This window comes from Kordia sp. SMS9 (genome assembly GCF_003352465.1).
Classification (GTDB): Bacteria; Bacteroidota; Bacteroidia; order Flavobacteriales; family Flavobacteriaceae; genus Kordia.
Genome location: NZ_CP031153.1, coordinates 4,430,566 through 4,450,005, shown reverse-complemented (window position 1 = coordinate 4,450,005; position 19,440 = coordinate 4,430,566). Strand labels below are relative to the sequence as shown.

The following is a 19,440-nucleotide window of genomic DNA, read 5'->3' as shown; positions in this document are numbered from 1 at the left end:
GTGTGTTAAAAATTTTTAAACCATTCCTGGAAATAATCGCCGACGAGTGGAATTGGTAGGTGTTCGCGTTGTATGGCATTGACGAATCCAAAGGTCCATAATACGACGAAAAACACGTAAAACGGTCCAGAAACCATCCAACTATTAAAATAGCCAACAAAAATGGCAATGGAATAAAACATAATATTCAATCCTAAGGACTGACGAATGTGCATGGCAGCATATTTGTTTTTGACTTCCATGTTCATCGAATAGGCAATTACGAGTCCAATAAGTGTCAAGTACGAAATCATCGCGGCTTGTCTACCTTCTTCTATGGTTTTTGCATCCATTACGAAACTACTTTTTGTTGATTATGAATGATTCCGTACACAGTTCCTTTTAATTGTTTGCCTAAAAAAGCACTGTTTTGTGAGCTACTGTGAATGTGTTTTTTGGTAAATGTGTAATTTCCTTCTGGATTGAAAAGCGTGAAATTCGCTTTTTGTCCTACTGAAATTGACGAAGTTTCCACACCAAATCGTTCTTTTCCAGAACTCAGTAATTTTACTGTCGTTTCTGTATCAAATATCGTTTGCAAGGCACCAAAAGCAGTTTCCAAACCAATCGTTCCATACATGGCATTGTCAAATTCTACTTTTTTATGTTCTACGTCAATCGGATTGTGATCGGAAGTCACCATGTCAATGGTTCCGTCTTGCAAACCTTCTATCAACGCAATTCGGTCGTTTTCTGTGCGCAATGGAGGCAATACTTTGTAATTGGTGTCAAATTCTTCCAATTCTGCATCCGTCATGATGAGATTATGAATCGCAACCGAGCAACTTATATTCAAACCTTTTGCTTTCGCTTCCCGAATTAACTGAACCGATTTTGCTGTAGAAATCGTCGGAATGTGTAATTTCCCTTTGGTATATTCCAACAAAAACAAATCGCGCGCCACGTGCAATTCTTCCGCCAAGGACGGAATGCCTTTTAAGCCTAATCGCGTACTGTTGTGTCCTTCGTTGACAATTCCTTTTCCTGCAATTTTACGTTCTTGTGGAAAGGACAATACCAAACCGTCAAAATTAGCTGCATATAACAACGAAATCTTCAGCAAGTTCGGATTTTCAATGGCTTTTTGATAATCGCCAAACGCAATCGCGCCCGCGTTTTTCATATCAAATAGTTCCGCCAAATCCACACTTTCACTTGCATTCGTCAACGCGCCAATAGGGTAGAGGTTCACGGCATTTTCAAAGGCTTGTGCTTTTAAAAAGGCAATATCTGCTTTCGTATCGGCAATTGGATGTGCGTTCGGATTTACTGCAATTCCTGTAAAACCACTTTTTGCAGCCGTTTTCAATCCATTTTCAATCGTTTCGCGTTCTTCAAATCCAGGTTCACCCAAACTCACGCTGCTATCAAACCAACCTTGCGAAATATGGAGGTTTTCAAGTGAAATAACGTCGTAATTGTTTGGATTTTCTATGGAAGTGGCAATCTGTGTGATGATTCCGTTTTCTATCAAAATATCGTTTGTAGCGTGATGATGTTCACTCGCTGCATCAATGATAGTGGCGGATTTTATGATGAGGTTCATTTAACGAATTTTAAAATCAACATTTCAATACCTAGAAATACTAGCGCAAAAATAACAAACCATTTCCAAAGCGAAGCTACGGACTGTTCATTTTTTAAATCTTCAAAAAATTGCGCCACGGTTGTATGCGTATTTTCAGGATACAGATTTTTGATAGTATGGTATTGTAATGCACTTTCGTTTCGATCAAAATTATAGCTAATTTGTTGTAATTCAGCAGCTTGATTTTTGATGCTATAAATACCTGCTTTTGCTGGAAATTCCTCTGTAGTCAATCGAACTTTGGTATTGGTGGTTTGTTGTAGCGGAATAAATTCTTCATCAGCTTTTGCAATCGTTAAGACGGCATCTTGTCCGAGAGATGTTTGTACATCAAAGGTATTTTCGCGCCCTAGCGTGTAATATAAATTGGTTAAACGCAAGCTATTTTTTCCAATATTATAGAGAATTGGAACGATTAAGGGCGAATTTTTAAAGTTGGAATTTTCAGTATTAATCGGTGCCGTAAATATGTATGTTTCGTTATTTTCGATCAAAAATGGCAGATTATTTTCAAACCGTAAAATTGCGGCAGTCGTCACCAAACCGTAATACTGATTTACTTTCGGATATTGAAAATTTGTCACTTCTTTCTCAAACACATTGGTAAACAACGGATGCGAAAAGTTAATCTTGGTAATTTTCTTTTCGTTGGTGTCTTTCACTTCTTGTAAAAAGCTAAACCCATTTGTTTTTAAAAGTTCGTTATAGCTTGCTAGATTGCTTTCCTTGGCGGGAATGATCACGAGTGAACCACCGTTTTGTTTGAAACTACGCAGTGCTGTCAACAACGGATTCGGAATGGTTTTTAATTCATTCAAAATGACCAATTGTTGTGTAGAAATGTCGTTATAATTCAATTGTGTGAGTGGTGAAGAAATCAGGTTGAATTCGTCGTCCGTGTATAGTTTTTTCAGAAATTCATCATCTGCTTCGTTGATGGCGAGCACATTAATTTTTTCGGGTTTGTTAATGTTGAAGAACAGATTGTTGTCAAATTGCAAACTTGTATCATCAATGCGCACATTTCCTTGAATTACTTTGTTGGAAGGAATGGAAAAGCGCACTTCCGAGCTTTTTTCCGCCTCCAAACTCACAGACGATTTTGCAATCAGACTTTCGCCATCATACAATGAAACGGGCACATCTTGCACCGGAACACCTGAATTTTTCACTACAACGGCAATTTTTACCGAATTTGCGTCTTGTTCGGCAATGTACAGACTATCGAGCGCAATATTGTTGCCATTGGAAGGTTTCAGTTGAATATAATTTGTTGTGAATGTACTGTCTGTCTGAACTGACAATTGTTCATTCTGCTGAAAATCAGAGATCAGAATTAGGTTTTTGACAGAATTTTGTTGTTTTGAAAATAGTTTTCTTCCTTTCAGAATCACACTAGGAATCGGTTCTTGTTCATGCGAATATTCTAAGCGTAACAATTCATTTCGAATACTTTTAATCGTCGTATTCTTAAAGGTTTCTGTGTTTGTAAAAATCGAAATTTCTTCTTCTTCGGGAACCGTGTTTAGCAATTCTTGCACGGCGCGTTTCAATAATGCACCTTTTTCACCTTTGCTTTGCATGCTAAACGAATTGTCGAGATAAATCACCGTTTCTTTCTCCGTTTTCACAATATCACGATTCGCAAAATACGGTTGTGCAAAGGCAAACACTAAGCCAGCAATGGCTAACAAGCGCGTACAGAGAATCAGCCATTTCTTTAACTGTGAACTCTTTCGCGTTTGCAGAATTACATTTTGGAGAAATTTGACATTCGTAAATGCGGTTTTCTCAAAACGTCGTAACTGAAAAAGGTGAACGAGAATAGGAATAAGGAGTAAAAATAGTGCGTAAAGTACTTCTGGGTATTTGAATTGCATTCCTAACTAAACATTTGTTCAAATATAAACGATTAATTTTATTTTATGGTGTTTTGGGGTTTATAATGATTTGTTAAAAGGAGTTTAGGAGTTTGTTAGTTTATATGTCTAGGTAATTATTTAGAATCTATTTAATTACTATAATCTTTTTTTACTATCCATTTGTTGATGTAAAATTCTAACGATCTCAACAATATTATCATCTATTTTTCTATAGAATATGAGGTGTGATTTAACTTTTAATACACGATAATTTTTTCTAGTATTTTCAACCGATTTCCCAATCAAGAAATTATCTGAGATATATTGAAATTCACTAATAATAGTTTGATAATAAGAATCTGCTTGCGCTTTAGACCATTTTTGAAAGGTGTACGTCCAAATAGAGTTCAAATCTTTAATAGCTTCTTTACTGATGCGATAATTAGAGGAACTCATAGGTGTTTACGATGCAGTGCTTTTAAATTTTCATCAGGATTAAAATCTTCAACAAATCCACTTTGTTCTCCAATCTCCAAGGCCTTAATCAAAGCACGTTCTTTTTTTTCTTCACTTTCAAGTAAGCGTAAAGCTGAGCGAATCACTTCACTCACAGAAGTGTATCTGCCAGACTTCACTTCTTCGTTAATAAATTCTTCAAAATGATTTCCTAGTGATATAGATGTGTTTTTCCCCATAAAAAAATGATTTCACTCAAAGTTACCAAGTTTTGGTAACATTTCAAAATCTTATGGTAATTGCTTTTAGTATTTGGATTGTATTTTTAAAAATAGGGTTTGATTAGAGGTTTAATGTTTTTTAAGAGATTATAAGTTTATTATGTAAAGCATGTTTTTTCATTTTAAGACCTAATTTGCTAATTACATAAACGATCCTATTTTTATTATTAATTTCATCAATTAACACAGAATCTCCATAAATTGATTTTGTATCCATAATTATTGGAAACATTAATCCAACAGAGCTGAGATTAGCTTGAACTTCAAGATCAATTTCATCATAGTCTTTCATTTTAGAAAATAATAACAACTCATCTATAAAAACTTTTTCGGCTATGGATGCGAGTTTAGTAAATTCTGATTTAGTAATTTCAGATCTTATATATGCAGAAAAAAGATTTGCTATTATTTGTGTTTTATCTACTTCCTCAATTTTGTCAAGAATCATAATAAGAGTTTGTCCTACTTTAATTCTTTCTTTTTTATTAGAAGTTATTTTATTGTTGAATTGAATTTTTTCATTTTGCTTAATTTTTTCAAATTCTTTTATAAATTTATAAACTTTCATTATGAATAATGTTTCTCTAACTCCTTGAATAGCTTTAAAACTTTTGTAAAAAAGAGAGAAGAAAGGGATGTCTTTTAACATATCATTTTCTATAAATTGATCTATTGTTAACTCACTTATGTCACATCCTAAATCTAAAGTATTATCGGTTAAAGTCTCAAAAAGAGAATTTTCTAAATTTTCATTTTTCATGATTAAAAATGGCAATGATAACCCTGCGTAACCCAAAGACAATATTTTAAAAATCTCCCTCTTTAGGAAACGCTTTACTATCTCCAAAACTGAAATATTCTTCGTTTTCACATATAATTATGTGGTCAAGCAGTAAAATATTTAGTGTCTTTGCGCCTTGTAGTATTTTATAGGTAAGTTTCTGCGCGCTTCTACTTGGTTGTAGATTTCCTTTTGTTTTGTTGTGACAAATCACAATTTTAGTACATTTTTTCGATACTGCGAAGCTTAGAACGTCTACGGGCTCGATTTTATCAAGGCTTATTTTTCCGAATGATACTAATTCTATGTAGTCAATATCATTTCCCGCGCTTAATCCAATAGTCCAAAAGTATTCCTTTTTAGGATGCAGTCGATTTTGCCTTAATAGTATTTTGCGCATGATACGCGCTATGTCTTCGCCGTTTGCGATATTTATGTCTTCGTCTTTTGGTAAACGTATATTCATGGTATTCGTCTTTGAATCAAAGATAACAATATAATGTAAATACATTTATCTAAAAAAAACATACATTTTTTTGTGCATTTAGTAAAATACATTTTACTTTAATCTTTTATTAATAAGCAAATATTAAAAACATCTTATGCGTCATTAATATTACAAACAATACCATGATAGTAAAGTGTATTTTACTTTTATTTGATTTTATTTAATTTTTATTTTTATTATTAAATTTAATTTATATCTTTGCTTTGTATTAATCTTCACAAGAAAAGAAATGGTATTAATAGATGAATTATTAAAAGAAAGAAAGTCTTTGCAAAACAGAATAGAAGCAATAGACTTGCTACTAGATTCATACGGATATGGAAAAGATAAGCAGGTTTCTATTGTTTACGAAGAGCCAACAGTTATCGAAGACGAAAACTCATTCCCTTTAAGGGCTAACAGATCGAAGCAAATAATGTGGATATTTAATAACACGTTAAAGAATGCTGTTAAATTAGATGAAGTTCAAAAAACATTTGACAAGCTTAATAATACCAATGATATTGATATTAAAAATATAGCTAGAAAACTAAAGAAAAGTAGTGAGTTAGCAATAGTGAAATATAATGGTTCTAACAGAGAAAGTTATTGGGGGCTTCCAACATGGATAGATGAAAACGATTTTAAACAGGAATATAGACCTAACGAAAATCTGCTACCAATGAATATAGAAAAAACAGAAGTTGTTATTGGAGAATAAAAAAGCACTCTTTCGAGTGCTTGTAAAATACTTGTTTTGGCTTCCCTCATTTGGAAGTGTCAGACCGTAGGTTAAACGTGTGCGGCTTCTCATTAGAGTACGGCGTTTAACTGAAAGTCGAAAATTAGCCGAAGGGCTTTGCAAAAGCATACATCGCTGAAAGTTATGTTAACACTTGGCTCATATCCTTGCTGTTAAGCACTCCAGAAAGCTAATTTAAAACGTCAATGTTCGTACCATTGGCGTTTTTTCATTAAGCGAATATACTAATTTTTATTTTTATTCGGCTTTTTACTAATAATAGAAGTTAAAACTTCTTTGAATTTTGGTTCTGAATCTTCTATTTTAATATCTTCTTTTGGACGCTCTACATCGTCCTTATTTTCTTTTTTACTCACTTATTAGTGTTTTATAATCTAAGCGTTTATTTACTCCATTAGCTATTGCAATATCAAACTTTGAGCCTTCACTTAGATTTCTATTATTATATCTAAAGGTAAACTCATTTACGTACTTATCCAAATGTTTTTCACTTACATGGTGGTAAATTCCATCAATACCTCTTTTTAATAGTGACCAAAAGTTCTCAATACTATTTGTATGAACTACACCGCTAACGTACTGATCTGCTGAATGTCGAACTATATCGTGATTGTAGTCTTTTTTCAATGCTTGATACGCTCTGTATTCATCTGTATAAACGTTAGAACCTTTAACCACTTTTTCTCTCATAATTGGAATTATGGTTTTTCCTTTGGTGTCTTTTACAGGAATAGCATAAACTTTTCCGTTTCTTTCAAGTATTCCAAGTACAGGCTTTTTTGTTTTCACGCTTCTGCCTTGTGTATTTGGTGTTCTTTTGTTGTGGTGTTTGTTCTTTTCTTTACCGCCTATGTATGTTTCATCTACTTCAACATCATTTGAAAATTTCTCTTTTGCAGGTTTATATGTTTCTCTTATACGTTGTAATATAAACCAAGCTGTTTTTTGAGACACTTTTATATCTCTTGCTAACTGATGCGAGGAAATCCCTTTTTTATGTGATGTTACAAGGTAAATAGCTACAAACCATTTTCTTAGAGATATTTTGGTATCATGAAAAATAGTTCCAACCTTAACGCTAAATTGCTTTCTGCATCCGTAACACTTGTATCTTTTATTCTTACCTTTCAATATATTAACTCTGTCACTTTCGCAATGTGGACACACAGGGTTTCCGTTCCAGCGTAAAACCGAAAGATAATCTTCGCACTTTTCCTCAGTAGAAAAATAATCTAATAACTCAAATAAACTATCGAAATCCCTTAAATCTTTTGCTTTGTTACACATAGTTCAATATTTACAATACAAATATACTCGAAAATATTGATATATACAACTTTATTCGAAAATATTAGTATATTTGTTCAATGCCTACATATAAAGAACAGATAAAAGACAGAAAATTTTTCGTTTTGTTACAAAATTGCGAAGTTATTTCTACTTTCGGGAATCTTAAAAAGGTTTGTGAGTTTATGGATGGGAAAGACTTTCCAAAGTACAACACTTTAGTAAGAAAAAAAGAATATCCGATTGTTTACAAGGAGTACAAAATCTTCAAAGTGAAACACTATTGATTTTTTTAAGTGGGTTACGCAGGGTTATCATTGCCTTAAAAATTGTTTTATAATCATTAATATAATGAATCATTAGTATTATAATTGCGGTTTCCCGTAATCATCCTAAGAAATCACCTAAAACCAAAAAAAGAGAACCTCATAACAAGATTCTCTTTTCAATTTTAGGTTGATTAGGGTTTAGTCGGTTTTTAAGTTTTTATCAGTGCGTCCGTCGTCATACAAGCCTTCTAGCGCGACGATTTTGTTGTTTTCTTTTACAAATCGGATTCTAAAAAAAGAAATGTTTCCTACCATGAATTCGTTTTCGCTTACAGGCACTAATGTGTGTTTTCCGCGGTTTTCTCGTTGGTAGATGAGTTGTCCGTTTTCCATCGTAATGTTGCGAACTTCATACGTGCCTATGTATGATTTTAATACAGATTCCTTTACAGTCATCGGATTCGACATGGCTTTTTTGTTGGTCAACGCCCAATTGTATCGAAACTTTAAAGCTTCATCCGTAGCTTTCGCTGCCAAATATTCCAAGGCTTTCATTTCGGCAACTTCCAAGGCTTTGTCCGCTGTTACTTTTACATGCGGTTCTACACCAGTGCCTTCCCAATTGGTATTCGTTATCGGATTGATGGCTCTTCCCGTGGGTGTCCATACCATAAAACCTTCTGCAGCATTGATGGTTCCACCAGGATGCGCGCCGCCGCCTGTAGTTTCTCCGATTAACGTAGCACGTTCTAAATGTTTCAAATTATAGGAGAATTCTTCCGCAGCCGAAAAAGTACTGCTGCTTGTTAACACAAATACTTTCGCATCAGGATTTCGTTTCCCAGGCACATGCGGCAACGTCCATGTTTGTGTGCTAACGTCTGCGGATCGGTTGTAAAAGTTATTCAAATGAATGCGTCGAGCAGGATATAAATAGCTGGTAATTAACTGAATCATGCTTGGCGATCCACCACCATTCTGACGTAAGTCAATAATAATCACTTCGGCACTGCTGAGAAAATTCATAGCAGCAACGGCAGTTTCACTCGCGTATTCCGTGTCCATAAAACCGCGTAAATCCAAATACCCAATATTACCATCGAGAATTTTAACTTCTTTAAAACCAAAGTTTTGATACTTCATTTGGTTTACATAATCTGCAACATACGCCAAACTATCTTCTGTTGTAACTACACGTTCTTGTGCAGCAATTTGTTGCGGATTGTACATAACGCGCAAGTGTTTATCCTTGCTAATGGCTTGTAAATCTTCGGTTAGGGTAGAAGCTAATAGTTGTGGATCTTTGATTTTTTTATACGTTCCTTTTTTAAAATTCTCTTGAATTTTTGCGTTCATTTTTGTGGCAACTTCGGGAAAAATATAATTTACATCTAAAATGCGAACAACCGAATCAATAACAGTACTGATTTGTGTTTGCGTTACATTGACTTGTTTGTTTTGAGCTTTCAGGCTGCTGGTTGACCAAAAGAGGAAGCAGCAAGCAATAATTATTTGTAAGGTGATTTTTTTCATGTTTTCGTTTTTTGATAATGTATGAATGACGCGTATGTTAATTGCAATTTGATTTAATTTTCAAGAGAATGGTTTCCACTTGTTGAAGCTCTTCTGCTGAAATTCCGTTGAGTGCTTTTTCACGATTATTTGTGATAATTGGCGCTAAGGTTTTTAAAACTCGCTTTCCTTTGGCGGTAATTTCAATCTTATATCTTCTCCTATTTTCTGGGTTGATCGATCTTTTTAAATACTTTTTTTTCTCCATTAAGTCCAACATTCTAGTCATAGAAGCATTGTCTTTAAAGGCCATGGAGGCAATTTCTTTCTGAGTTTTCTCAGGATATTGATCTAAAAAAGCCAAAATCATTCCTTGATCAATCGTCATGTCACTTACTTCGTTAGAAAGTTTTTTTTGCGATGACTTTCGGTATTCTTTGATCGTGGATTCTATTGTGTAAAAAATAGTTTCAGCAGGAGATTTTAGATTCATATTTAATTATTTGACACAATAATAGTTGATATATCAATTGTAAACAATCTTTTTTAGAAAATATTAAGAAAAATAGCTTGAGATATAATTCATACATCGTAGTAATTAGCCAAAAGGATTGCCTACCTTCACACGAAATCAACTGTTCTATGGATGCTGTACTTATTTCAAATAAACCTACTCCAGTTATTCCAGAAATAGAAATCGCACTGTTTTATCGTGGAATGGATATTAAAGGCACAATTAAAGTTCTAGAATCGGGAAAACATGTATTGATTACAGAATTTTATTCAAATGGACTTGACTTATTGAAAGCGCTGCATATATACTTGAAGAAAAAAATGTTGAACGGAACGTTTTTGGAGCAGCGCAAGTATCGTTCTGTATATCACAGACTTTCAAACTTAATTTTGATAGAAATTACCAATCATAAACTAGTCGTAAAAAAATCGCCTGTCATCGGTTGGTTAGAAAAGTTGTATCCAGAAAATAAAAACTTCTTTTTGCCATTATCACAAATTCAAGGGTTAAATAGTGCTTGGCAATGGTATCAAAAAGGAATTTCTATTCCGGTACTTCGAAATAAATTGCATCCATATTATGGAGTATATTTTCCAACGCGTTTTGAACATTTAGAACTTTTTGACAATTGGTTGAAGCGTTACAAAGGCGCTAAAAAAACAGCCATTGATGTTGGATTTGGAAGTGGAATCCTTTCGTTTCAACTCATAAAACACGGTTTTCAAAAAGTATTTGGAACCGATACAAACCCGAATGCCATTATTGGTTTAAAGGAATTTATGGGAACCACAAAACTGTCGCGAAAAATTGAAGTTGACTTTGGAAACCTTTTTGGGAAATGGGAGAAACCGACAGAACTCATTGTGTTCAATCCGCCGTGGTTGCCAACAACAAAAGAGATAAATACACTTGATGAAGCCCTTTATTATCCTAAAAATTTATTTCCTGATTTCTTCAAGGAAGCAAAAAAAATGTTGTTGCCAGATGGAAAATTAGTCTTGATTTTTTCAAATTTAGGACAACTAACAAATGCAGCAAATGCACATCCCATAGAAAAAGAATTGGCGGAAGGCGGAAGATTTCAATTGGAAAAGTGTTTTAAAAAATCGGTCAAATCAGCTTCCAAAAACACAAAGCGAGATCAACATTGGCGTGCGGATGAGTCTGTTGAACTTTGGGTGCTAACGAATGTGTAACTACAGAGTTTTCAAGAGTTGTAATTTTTTCTTTTAGAAATTGAATGAAAACCACACTACTAAGCCTTTTTCTCTACTTTCTTTTATTTTGCCGTTTTCATCGGTTCTTTTTTTACATTCTTCTTCTAGCCTTTACTTTTAAGCATAATAAATTTTTTAAATGTTATTTCTAAGTGATTAGGTTCATAAAGTAGACTTAATACTCTAGTTAACAACTACATATTGTATTTATGATGTTAGATTGAATGCTATTTTTAGACCCAAACTTTAACCAATAACTCTTACCTGATTCTAAAAATCACGTAAAAACACGCTAGTATAAAAAACGTACCAATCCTATCTTTAGGCAACCTTAAAAATTAATCAGATGGCACACGAAAACCCAAAATTTAGAATCTATCCGTCTATCGGAATTGCGCGACTTGGAAATGGTCCTGCAACAAAAGATCAAGTGATTTTTAGCCCAGAAGTTCCTTGGAGAAATATGTATAATACTGATGAAAATTATTTAACCGATGACGGACGCTTAAAGAAGCAAGCACAGCGTTTTTACATTTATGAATGTGACGATCACGGAAATCCTGTACGACAAATTGATGCACGTGAATACGACATTGAATGGTCGGTAGAAGTGGCAAATAAGAAACCGTTTTGGTATGACTTTAATAACAGTTTGGATTTATCTATCATGATTGAAGATCACCAAAACTTATCGCCAAATTTTGCAAAAGACAAACTGGCACCAGGCATTAGTGCTGCTTATAGAAACCCGAATGTATTGAACCAAGGATTGCGTGTAGAAGATGGCTATGACTATCGAAAAGATTTGGTCAATCATCCAGGAATGGTGAGCGTTGACGAAAACCAGAAGCGAAAAGAAATTAAAGGAGAATTTCCTTCTTCCAAAATGTCTAAAAAAGGCTTTAGCATGTTGGCAAAGCGTATGAATGTAGATGCGAAAGAAGTAAATTTAGGAACGGCTGAATACGATGATGACGGAACATTAATTTTCTATGGAGCTGACGGAATTTCAGCAGCGTTGAATCCTTCAGACTTAAACACAGACTTTGCCGATAATTCCAATTGGTATGATGATATTTGTGATGGACGCATTACGGCAAACATTCGCAGAAAAGATTCTGGAGAAGAATACAAACTTGACGATGCAAAATCTGCCGCTTGGGTTGCTTCGGCTCCACCAGATTACGCGCCGCAAATTCAACCGCTTTCTACCATGTTCGATTTGATCACAGGAGCAGCAAACGAATCACACATTCCAGAATTGGCAACCGTTTTTCCAATGATGTATCGTTTGTACAGAATGCAATGGGTAAACTTGGGTGACTTTTTAGCGCCATCGTTCAAAGAAACAATAGACGAACTGATCGCCAACGATGAATTCAAATACATTTACAAAAAAGAACCAAAAGCAGAAGCTGATGCCGTACGTGAACGTATTTTTAAGATGTTCCGTAATCCTGCGTACAATATGTCTAACGAACCAATCATCCCAAGTAAAAACAAAACAGATTTAGTCAATCGTGGTAGTGGCACAGATGAATTAAAATTACCATACTATCCTGGTGACGCCATTGATTATCCGGGAAGTCCCGCACAATGGTTTGCCATTCCACCAATGATTTACGAGCAACTTAGACAATGGCGCGATGGTAATTTTTATTCTCCAGAAAGTTTCAATTTCAAAGATATGGACGAAATGGGCGCATTTTATCGCAATCAATTTCTAAAATCTGCGGAAGATGAAAAACGCAAACCATTATTGATGACGAGAGCCGTTTTAGAAACCTTATATGGTGGCGGATTCCATCCAGGTGTGGAATTGACATGGCCAATGCGTCACAAGCAACTCTACGCTGAAAATGCAGAAACCTATCAATTTATCGTAGACAATACTCAAAATAAAATTGGCGCGTATGGTTTGCGTGAAGTACGACTCAATGTAGCTTCTAAAGAAGAGCAAGAACGTATTTTTTATAACGATTTTGGCTTCTCAATGGATGCTGATGATGTTCGTAATTCGATGTTACCAAACAGTGAAAACGCTTGGTTTTGGAAAGTAACGCCAGGCGATATGACCAAATGGATGGGAATTCCGTGGCAATCGGATGCAGGAAGTTGTCAGGCAGTCTATGTAGAAGAACAATATCCAGTACCATCGTGGTGGGCAGCAAATTTACCTGTATTTGTATTACCTGCGTCAAGTTATGAGAAACTAAAAGATCCGAAGATTTTACCAGATACGAAACGTAATATTTATGCCAATCGTTTGGCGTGGTTACACACTGCCGATACAGGATTTATTGGCTATCACGCAGAAGGCGGTTATATGAACGGATTGATCAATATGGTATATCAATGGAAAGATATTGGCGTTGTTACAGGAAGAAAATTAGAAGAAGACATTGAAGGTATTCCAAACTTGGTGTACGTAGCGTATGATTCAAAAGATATGAAGAAGTAGGTTTTTTAGATGCGCTTCACTTCGACAGGCTCAGTGTGAACGCTTTTAGACTCGGCTTTGCCTTTTAGAATGTTAGACTTGTTTCACTTTTAGATTTTTAAATCATACATCTAATATTTTGATACGTCATTACGAGGAGTTTACGACGTGGTAATCTGTCTGTCAAGAAACGATTTATTAGTAGAAGTCACAGATTGTTAGAAGCTGTAAAAAGCGTCACTTAGATGTCTTGAACTTGTTTCAAGTTGTATCGAGAAGTACTCTGAAATAAATTTGAATACTAAAAACGATAGATGTTACATCACAACATTACATGAAAAAAGAAGTAATTATTATAGGCAATGGCATTGCTGGCGTAACGCTGGCAGTGCTTTTGCAACGCAAAGGAATCTCGTTTGCGCTGTTGCATAGAAAAGGAGAGAAGCCACCTTTTGCCTTAGGAGAAACCTTGCCGCCATCGGTATTGCCATTGTTGCATGAGCTGGATTTGTTGTCTGTTTTTGAAGAAAATGCTTATCGGAAAACCTACGGATATCATTCCATGTGGGGAAGTGCGCGTGTGACAGATATCAATTTTTACCATCACAATCCGTATAAAAACGGGTTGAAAATTAACAAGCATCAAACGTTAGAACGCATGCGAGATTTGATACGAGATGATATGATTTCGTATGATCATGGGTTTGATGTTATTCATGAAGAACATGGGAATACCATAGTGTTGGCAAAAAACGAAGGGATTAAAATTGTGCAAGGAAAGATTTTGGTGGATGCTACTGGAAGAAATCGTGCGGTGTTGCAGAAATTAAAGGTTGAAAGTAAAATCTTTGACGAATTGGTCGCGCTAAGTTGTCATGTGCCGAAACTCAAACATCCAAAATTGACGCATGAAGTGTATGTGGAAAGCTTCAAACAAGGTTGGGGCATTGTTTCTGCGTTGAACGAAACGGAGAATATTTGCACGATTTACACATACAAAGGGCACAATATTTTATCGCAACTCAAAGACGTTTCACGGTGGAAATCGGTCTTATCGGAAACCGTCTATTTTAAAGATTTTATAGTAGCTGATGATGCTATCAAAATCAAAGGCGGCAATGCCAATTCTTCTGTTGCTGATCAAATTTCGGGCGTGAATTGGCTCGCACTTGGAGATGCAGCGATGAGTTTTGATCCGCTATCATCACACGGAATTACCAACGCGATATACACTTCCGCAAGAGCGGCAAAAGCTATTGAAAAAAAGCTTACAGAAGCTGATGAAGAAGTATTTCCAGCGTATGGAAAAGCGATGAAAACTATTTTTCAACAGTATTTGGAGTCTAAAAATCAGTTGTATCAACAGGAAACGCGGTGGAAAGATGCAGATTTTTGGAAGCGATTTTTTTAAGTAATTATATTTTAGTGAACGCATGTAGCGCTATATAAAACTCCTCAAAAAAAAAGAGCAAAAACTATCATTTCATAGTTTTTACTCTTTTTAGATGTTTCAGGTACTTTAGTTACGCAACTTTTACAAAGCCTTGTCCATGGTTGTAATTGTACTGACTAATGTCATATTTACCATGAGTATCTGGATTTGTAAACACATAAAACGTACCTGCTTTATGTGGACGTGTAATGTTTCCTGGCAATGGATTCGCTTTCGCAAGTGACTGTAAAATATACGTTCCTGCTGGATCACCTTCATCTTGCCAAAGCCCTTGTCTGTCCCAACAAATTAAGGCAGAATGCCCATCTGAAATAAGATTGGCTTTATTAAAACCTGGATCGTCTTTTAATTGAACTTCCACTTTGTTACTAGCTTTAAGTGCGTCTGCAGAAGGAATGACAGTTTGAAATGGATTTTGTGTCTGATCTTTTGATCTTGGATCTTTGGTAATCACTAAATTCACAGGTGCCCAATGTTGACTAATCCAACTTGGTAAATCGGCAGCAATATTTTGAGCTTCATTAAAACCGTCTGGGGATAAACGTTGCCACGGAAGTGTTACGGAACCTTGTGCTGGATCTGGTAGGTTATATGTTTTTGCTTCTTGAATATAATAATAACTTTCACCTCGTTTGTCATTTGGATGTTCATCATTATACTTTTTTAATTCAGCTGCTTGTGTATCAGTGGGAAGATCATGTGCATGTCGAAATACAATAATAGCTGCGGGGTTTGAAGTACTCATAAAATAAGTCAGTTTTTAAATCTACGTTTCGTTACGTAGATTTTTTTAAGATAGAATAATATTAGTTGAAACTAAAAAAATCTGATTTATATCTTATTAAATTCATTAAAACAGGAAACAAATACGTAAGAAAAATATAGCGTTTTTAAAAAAATTAGATAACTAATTAATTCTTTGAATTTGGTTGTGTTGTAAGGTTTTGGAAAATTAGATCATTCAAAAAATCTTTTTCTAGTAACAAAACATTGTATTTTTTCTGTTTCAAATATACTATGATTCCTTTTGTTGGAAGGTCTTCAAAATAGTAGGAAATGTGTGAAATTTTAGTGCCTTTTCTATTTTGAATATGATCTGTGTTTAGTTGTAGAATGACTTTATTTTTTGTGAATTCATTGTCCCATAATTTTTGAATTTTTTCTGAATATAATTTAGTTCTACCCAAGTATTCTTTTCCTCTTTGTGTAATCTCACCATTTTGAATCAGCGGATTGGTATCACTTTGAATGAATTCGTCTTCAATCTCAGTTAGGAAAGCTACATATGCTTCAGTCAGTTTGTGATAAGTATTCATTTTAACTATGCTTACACTATCAAGTATAGGATTTAAAATTGAAACCTTTTCATTCTCTGAAACTTCGACGCGTGATTGTGAAGCTTCCGAAATCTTTAAATTAATATCCTCTGTTAGCTGTATTGTATTGCGTTCTAATTCTGTCGCTAAAATTCCAAAAGTGCCATTGATATCTTTAGAAAGTTCGGTATTGCAGGCACTTAGTGCACACAAAATGAATGTAATGAAAATTGAGAATTTTTTGGTTTTTGGCATTTGTGAGTTTTGTGATTTGATTTTTGTAAAGGTAGTTTACTAAAAACAACTATTAACTACACTACTGTAGCATATGATTTTTTAGTAAGTTATTTGATTTTCCAAGTCCATTCGCTCATGTAAAATTCTAACAATTTCAATCCTTTCATTTGATATTTGTTGATAAAAAATTATATGTTTTCCAGATGTAAGTCCGAGTAGCTTTCTGTTTATTCCATGATATTCTTTTCCAATAGTTGGATTTTCTCCAATTCCACTACACGTTATTTTAATTGTAGCATAATACGTGTCGGCTTGTTTTTCAGACCATTTTTCATAAGTGTACGTCCAAATATCATTCAAATCATTAATGGCTTCTTGTCTAAATATAACTTTAGCCATTTTTTATTTTTTCAGCTTTTAGCCTTTTCAAATTTTCATCAAAGTCAAAATCTTCAACTAATGGACTGTTTAATCCTTCTTGAATTGCATTTTTTAACGCAATTGCTTTACTCTCTTCATTTTCCAAAAGCCGCAGTCCAGCTCTGATTACTTCACTTACGTTTTTATATCGACCAGCTGAAACTTGAGCGCTTACAAATTGATCAAAGTAGTTGCCAAGTGAAATGGATGTATTTTTCATCTTTAAAAATCTTTTACTGTTTCAAATTTACCAATTTTTGGTAAATAAGTCAAATCGTTACGTTTTCTTAAATTATAGTTGATGGTTTTGTGTATGAAAAATAGCGTTGAAAATAAGCTGTTGTTTTTTGGATGAAACACAAGCCGAATTTTTAAATTTTACTATTTATCTTTTTATTGAAAAACTATTAGTATAAACTTATAACGTAAAGAAATACCTGAAATTCATCACAAAAACTACAAAAAGTGGAGCCACATCACTTGCTTTAGTCATTTTTAAAATAAAGCCGCTATTTGGTCATTATATCTTGATTGTAAGCGGAATTAATTTTAGAATTTATAATGAGAGCAAAAAGAAAGACAGGCTTAAAAGTGTTAAGAATGCCTTGTTTTTTTGAAATTATAGGGTTGTGCAACGGTTACCATTGTTGGGCACAGTTTTTTATTTCCAATTTGGATAGTCAATTATGTGAATTAATTCTCCTATTACAATTCTCAAATCATCCTTGAGTTTATCCGAATCGGGTTTTCTGGCGATATACCTTCTATTATGAGCAGACAAATCTCCATTTTTCTTAATCTTTGGTAGAGACTGTTTTGTGTTTCTACTCAAATTCCATTTAGGTTCTTTTAATAATTCTGTTATCAAATCACTTAAGTAGTAAAAACTACCATCGCTCTTCTTAATCAAATTTTCAATTCCGTGTCTCTCGAATGATTCAATTATAAGGATTTCCACTAACTTTCTTGTGAGAACTGAACACGCATCATAGAGTTCTAAATCATACGAATTAATTGTTTGTTCAGCTAATTTTGTAATATATCCACGAGTTTCGCTAAATATCTCAAAAGGAAGATATTTTGAATCAATTGCTTTTGGAATAGGTATTTTACCAAAACCTAAATCTAAAATTTCTTTATGGGTTCTTTCTAAAAAATAGGAACCATTTTTCTTCAAGAATTTCTTTGACTTTCCTTTAGAGTTATTACTTAAATATGATGAAATATTTGAATAAGGTTCTAAATGTAAGTTGTCAAAACAGTCAGCAATTTCTTTAGTTGTAAATCCTTTTGCTTTTTGCTCGATTAACAGAAAATAAGCGAAAAAATCTATTTTTTTACTTGCAGTTAAGTCATTAAAATCAGTTACAGTTAGTATAAAACTTTCTAATCCTTTCATTTACACTACTTCTTTTTTACAATATCTAGCCTTACTCTATTTGAACCTTGTGTAGATAATTTAATATCGTCAACTTTATTGAAATCAATCAAATTACTACGACTTTTAGTGTTAGCCACTACTTGATAGAAACTTGCAGGTATTTTACATTTTAGGACAAAGAAAGCTGTATATATATGATTAATAGTAACCTTATCAATTTTCAGAATTTCTTTAAGATAATTGATTATTACAATTATTCGGTCTCCGTTAGATTTTATTTCATAGTTTTTTACGTAGTCGGTCAAAGAAACTTTATCAGTAGGTCGTAAATTCAAATCTCTTAAAACTACAAATTTTGAACTTGAAGTTTTACTTGTTTTATTGGATTTCGTGTTTGATTTAGTTGCTTTTGATTTTGGCTTTTTCTGTTTTAATGGTGTGGAATGAGTTCTTGTAATTATCTCATTTGCTTGATGTTTACCATCATTAGTTAGAATAAATTCTTCGTCATTAAGTGCACTAAAATACCCTTTGTTGAAAAGTGCTTTAATATTTTGAGACATATTAGCGTGTCGACTAGTCGTTTTTCGTTTAGTGCTTTCGTAAGCTTCTAATATGTTTTTACTAGTAAAGGGTTTGCTACCAAATTCGGTTGCATAATAAGCATAAACTAAAATCCATTCTCTCTCGCTTGATGGAAGTTGTTTCATTAGGACATCTTTTAAACTAGGAACATCACTATCGGTAAAATCAATGCTTTCCGCTTGAGCAATTTGTTTTGGTATTCCGCTTTCTGGTTGCTCAACTAAATATGTTGTTTCCGACATATCAACTCCCATAACAATGTTTCCAAGTCCGTTTTCTTTTATGTCCTTAAATTCGGATTGAACGGTGTCTTTGTCTCCCTCAAGTTCTATTTCGAAACTCTTGTATTTTAGTTTAATTCTTAAATTTCCCATATTTAGTTCTATGTCTTTTCAAATTGTGCTCAACGTATGTATATGCAGAATTCCTATTTTTACACCAAAATTGGTAAATAACAAAAACTAATTTTACATTCACGTTCTGTCATTTTCCATAAAAGTAAAACAAAACTCACACATACACAATGTGGTTTCCCGTAGTCCAATCTGAAAA

General features: G+C 34.0%; 21 protein-coding genes. 4 read left to right on the top strand and 17 right to left on the bottom strand.

All coding sequences use genetic code 11. The features are described 5' to 3' along the window. Positions 1–5: 5 nt before the first annotated feature. From KORDIASMS9_RS18845 to KORDIASMS9_RS18815, 7 genes are all read right to left on the bottom strand, one after another. Entirely contained in the window at positions 6–332 is a 327-nt protein-coding gene (locus KORDIASMS9_RS18845; protein ID WP_114904339.1) for a hypothetical protein, read from the bottom strand. After that, positions 332–1,585, bottom strand: a complete 1,254-nt coding sequence (locus KORDIASMS9_RS18840) for a dihydroorotase family protein (RefSeq protein ID WP_114904338.1) — start codon at positions 1,583–1,585, stop codon at positions 332–334. Before KORDIASMS9_RS18840 ends, KORDIASMS9_RS18845 begins: the two co-directional genes overlap by 1 nt. After that, on the bottom strand, positions 1,582–3,507 hold the full coding sequence (locus KORDIASMS9_RS18835) for a BatA domain-containing protein (protein ID WP_114904337.1): 1,926 nt from the start codon (positions 3,505–3,507) through the stop codon (positions 1,582–1,584). Before KORDIASMS9_RS18835 ends, KORDIASMS9_RS18840 begins: the two co-directional genes overlap by 4 nt. A 138-nt stretch (positions 3,508–3,645) precedes the next feature. Continuing rightward, a complete protein-coding gene (locus KORDIASMS9_RS18830; protein WP_114904336.1) occupies positions 3,646–3,945 on the bottom strand; it encodes a type II toxin-antitoxin system RelE/ParE family toxin in 300 nt (99 codons plus the stop codon). Beyond that, positions 3,942–4,184, bottom strand: coding sequence for a type II toxin-antitoxin system ParD family antitoxin (locus KORDIASMS9_RS18825; protein ID WP_114904335.1), 243 nt, complete (start codon positions 4,182–4,184; stop codon positions 3,942–3,944). The genes KORDIASMS9_RS18830 and KORDIASMS9_RS18825 overlap by 4 nt, the downstream gene beginning before the upstream one ends. 121 nt (positions 4,185–4,305) lie before the next feature. Continuing rightward, positions 4,306–5,097, bottom strand: coding sequence for a hypothetical protein (locus KORDIASMS9_RS18820; RefSeq protein WP_205318011.1), 792 nt, complete (start codon positions 5,095–5,097; stop codon positions 4,306–4,308). Further along, complete coding sequence (locus tag KORDIASMS9_RS18815; protein WP_162820050.1) at positions 5,033–5,473, bottom strand: JAB domain-containing protein; 441 nt, start codon at positions 5,471–5,473, stop codon at positions 5,033–5,035. Before KORDIASMS9_RS18815 ends, KORDIASMS9_RS18820 begins: the two co-directional genes overlap by 65 nt. A gap of 271 nt (positions 5,474–5,744) precedes the next feature. Here KORDIASMS9_RS18815 and KORDIASMS9_RS18810 point away from each other — a divergent pair, with 271 nt between their 5' ends. Next, a complete protein-coding gene (locus tag KORDIASMS9_RS18810) occupies positions 5,745–6,215 on the top strand; it encodes a hypothetical protein (RefSeq protein ID WP_114904332.1) in 471 nt (156 codons plus the stop codon). A gap of 266 nt (positions 6,216–6,481) precedes the next feature. Here the strand turns inward: KORDIASMS9_RS18810 and KORDIASMS9_RS23950 are convergent, their stop codons facing one another. The 4 genes from KORDIASMS9_RS23950 to KORDIASMS9_RS18790 form a co-directional block, all read right to left on the bottom strand. Then, positions 6,482–6,613 carry a hypothetical protein gene (locus tag KORDIASMS9_RS23950; RefSeq protein WP_256387001.1) on the bottom strand — a complete coding sequence of 44 codons (132 nt, stop codon included), beginning with the start codon at positions 6,611–6,613 and terminating at the stop codon, positions 6,482–6,484. Beyond that, positions 6,606–7,544, bottom strand: coding sequence for an IS1595 family transposase (locus tag KORDIASMS9_RS18805; protein WP_114904331.1), 939 nt, complete (start codon positions 7,542–7,544; stop codon positions 6,606–6,608). The genes KORDIASMS9_RS23950 and KORDIASMS9_RS18805 overlap by 8 nt, the downstream gene beginning before the upstream one ends. 467 nt (positions 7,545–8,011) lie before the next feature. After that, positions 8,012–9,346, bottom strand: a complete 1,335-nt coding sequence (locus tag KORDIASMS9_RS18795) for a S41 family peptidase (protein ID WP_114904329.1) — start codon at positions 9,344–9,346, stop codon at positions 8,012–8,014. A 37-nt stretch (positions 9,347–9,383) separates the two neighbouring features. After that, the gene (locus tag KORDIASMS9_RS18790; RefSeq protein ID WP_114904328.1) at positions 9,384–9,818 is read right to left on the bottom strand and encodes a MarR family winged helix-turn-helix transcriptional regulator; all 435 of its coding nucleotides are present in this window, start codon (positions 9,816–9,818) and stop codon (positions 9,384–9,386) included. Between the two features lie 149 nt (positions 9,819–9,967). Here KORDIASMS9_RS18790 and KORDIASMS9_RS18785 point away from each other — a divergent pair, with 149 nt between their 5' ends. From KORDIASMS9_RS18785 to KORDIASMS9_RS18775, 3 genes are all read left to right on the top strand, one after another. Then, positions 9,968–11,035: a methyltransferase gene (locus KORDIASMS9_RS18785; protein ID WP_114904327.1), complete on the top strand. Its 1,068-nt coding sequence runs from the start codon at positions 9,968–9,970 to the stop codon at positions 11,033–11,035. A gap of 367 nt (positions 11,036–11,402) precedes the next feature. After that, the gene (locus tag KORDIASMS9_RS18780) at positions 11,403–13,517 is read left to right on the top strand and encodes a LodA/GoxA family CTQ-dependent oxidase (RefSeq protein WP_114904326.1); all 2,115 of its coding nucleotides are present in this window, start codon (positions 11,403–11,405) and stop codon (positions 13,515–13,517) included. A gap of 313 nt (positions 13,518–13,830) precedes the next feature. Further along, positions 13,831–14,907 carry an NAD(P)/FAD-dependent oxidoreductase gene (locus KORDIASMS9_RS18775; protein WP_114904325.1) on the top strand — a complete coding sequence of 359 codons (1,077 nt, stop codon included), beginning with the start codon at positions 13,831–13,833 and terminating at the stop codon, positions 14,905–14,907. Positions 14,908–15,019: 112 nt separating this feature from the next. Here the strand turns inward: KORDIASMS9_RS18775 and KORDIASMS9_RS18770 are convergent, their stop codons facing one another. The 6 genes from KORDIASMS9_RS18770 to KORDIASMS9_RS18745 all read right to left on the bottom strand — a co-directional run bounded on the left by KORDIASMS9_RS18770 (position 15,020) and on the right by KORDIASMS9_RS18745 (position 19,262). Continuing rightward, a complete protein-coding gene (locus KORDIASMS9_RS18770) occupies positions 15,020–15,694 on the bottom strand; it encodes a hypothetical protein (RefSeq protein WP_114904324.1) in 675 nt (224 codons plus the stop codon). A 166-nt stretch (positions 15,695–15,860) separates the two neighbouring features. Beyond that, positions 15,861–16,520: a hypothetical protein gene (locus KORDIASMS9_RS18765; RefSeq protein WP_114904323.1), complete on the bottom strand. Its 660-nt coding sequence runs from the start codon at positions 16,518–16,520 to the stop codon at positions 15,861–15,863. 81 nt (positions 16,521–16,601) lie between these two features. Then, entirely contained in the window at positions 16,602–16,901 is a 300-nt protein-coding gene (locus KORDIASMS9_RS18760) for a type II toxin-antitoxin system RelE/ParE family toxin (RefSeq protein WP_114904322.1), read from the bottom strand. Beyond that, the gene (locus KORDIASMS9_RS18755) at positions 16,894–17,142 is read right to left on the bottom strand and encodes a type II toxin-antitoxin system ParD family antitoxin (protein WP_114904321.1); all 249 of its coding nucleotides are present in this window, start codon (positions 17,140–17,142) and stop codon (positions 16,894–16,896) included. The genes KORDIASMS9_RS18760 and KORDIASMS9_RS18755 overlap by 8 nt, the downstream gene beginning before the upstream one ends. Before the next feature lie 441 nt (positions 17,143–17,583). Further along, positions 17,584–18,321: a hypothetical protein gene (locus KORDIASMS9_RS23770; RefSeq protein ID WP_205318010.1), complete on the bottom strand. Its 738-nt coding sequence runs from the start codon at positions 18,319–18,321 to the stop codon at positions 17,584–17,586. A gap of 5 nt (positions 18,322–18,326) precedes the next feature. Then, positions 18,327–19,262 (bottom strand): hypothetical protein, encoded by a 936-nt coding sequence (locus KORDIASMS9_RS18745; RefSeq protein ID WP_114904320.1) that lies wholly within the window; start codon positions 19,260–19,262, stop codon positions 18,327–18,329. Between the last annotated feature and the right edge of the window lie 178 nt (positions 19,263–19,440).

Excerpts from the sequence above, each read along its gene's own strand:
- KORDIASMS9_RS18845 (WP_114904339.1), bottom strand. The coding sequence starts at position 332 with ATGGATGCAAAAACCATAGAAGAAGGTAGACAAGCCGCGATGATTTCG.
- KORDIASMS9_RS18840 (WP_114904338.1), bottom strand. The coding sequence starts at position 1,585 with ATGAACCTCATCATAAAATCCGCCACTATCATTGATGCAGCGAGTGAA.
- KORDIASMS9_RS18835 (WP_114904337.1), bottom strand. The coding sequence starts at position 3,507 with ATGCAATTCAAATACCCAGAAGTACTTTACGCACTATTTTTACTCCTT.
- KORDIASMS9_RS18830 (WP_114904336.1), bottom strand. The coding sequence starts at position 3,945 with ATGAGTTCCTCTAATTATCGCATCAGTAAAGAAGCTATTAAAGATTTG.
- KORDIASMS9_RS18825 (WP_114904335.1), bottom strand. The coding sequence starts at position 4,184 with ATGGGGAAAAACACATCTATATCACTAGGAAATCATTTTGAAGAATTT.
- KORDIASMS9_RS18815 (WP_162820050.1), bottom strand. The coding sequence starts at position 5,473 with ATGAATATACGTTTACCAAAAGACGAAGACATAAATATCGCAAACGGC.
- KORDIASMS9_RS18810 (WP_114904332.1), top strand. The coding sequence starts at position 5,745 with ATGGTATTAATAGATGAATTATTAAAAGAAAGAAAGTCTTTGCAAAAC.
- KORDIASMS9_RS18805 (WP_114904331.1), bottom strand. The coding sequence starts at position 7,544 with ATGTGTAACAAAGCAAAAGATTTAAGGGATTTCGATAGTTTATTTGAG.
- KORDIASMS9_RS18795 (WP_114904329.1), bottom strand. The coding sequence starts at position 9,346 with ATGAAAAAAATCACCTTACAAATAATTATTGCTTGCTGCTTCCTCTTT.
- KORDIASMS9_RS18790 (WP_114904328.1), bottom strand. The coding sequence starts at position 9,818 with ATGAATCTAAAATCTCCTGCTGAAACTATTTTTTACACAATAGAATCC.
- KORDIASMS9_RS18785 (WP_114904327.1), top strand. The coding sequence starts at position 9,968 with ATGGATGCTGTACTTATTTCAAATAAACCTACTCCAGTTATTCCAGAA.
- KORDIASMS9_RS18780 (WP_114904326.1), top strand. The coding sequence starts at position 11,403 with ATGGCACACGAAAACCCAAAATTTAGAATCTATCCGTCTATCGGAATT.
- KORDIASMS9_RS18775 (WP_114904325.1), top strand. The coding sequence starts at position 13,831 with ATGAAAAAAGAAGTAATTATTATAGGCAATGGCATTGCTGGCGTAACG.
- KORDIASMS9_RS18770 (WP_114904324.1), bottom strand. The coding sequence starts at position 15,694 with ATGAGTACTTCAAACCCCGCAGCTATTATTGTATTTCGACATGCACAT.
- KORDIASMS9_RS18765 (WP_114904323.1), bottom strand. The coding sequence starts at position 16,520 with ATGCCAAAAACCAAAAAATTCTCAATTTTCATTACATTCATTTTGTGT.
- KORDIASMS9_RS18760 (WP_114904322.1), bottom strand. The coding sequence starts at position 16,901 with ATGGCTAAAGTTATATTTAGACAAGAAGCCATTAATGATTTGAATGAT.
- KORDIASMS9_RS18755 (WP_114904321.1), bottom strand. The coding sequence starts at position 17,142 with ATGAAAAATACATCCATTTCACTTGGCAACTACTTTGATCAATTTGTA.
- KORDIASMS9_RS23770 (WP_205318010.1), bottom strand. The coding sequence starts at position 18,321 with ATGAAAGGATTAGAAAGTTTTATACTAACTGTAACTGATTTTAATGAC.
- KORDIASMS9_RS18745 (WP_114904320.1), bottom strand. The coding sequence starts at position 19,262 with ATGGGAAATTTAAGAATTAAACTAAAATACAAGAGTTTCGAAATAGAA.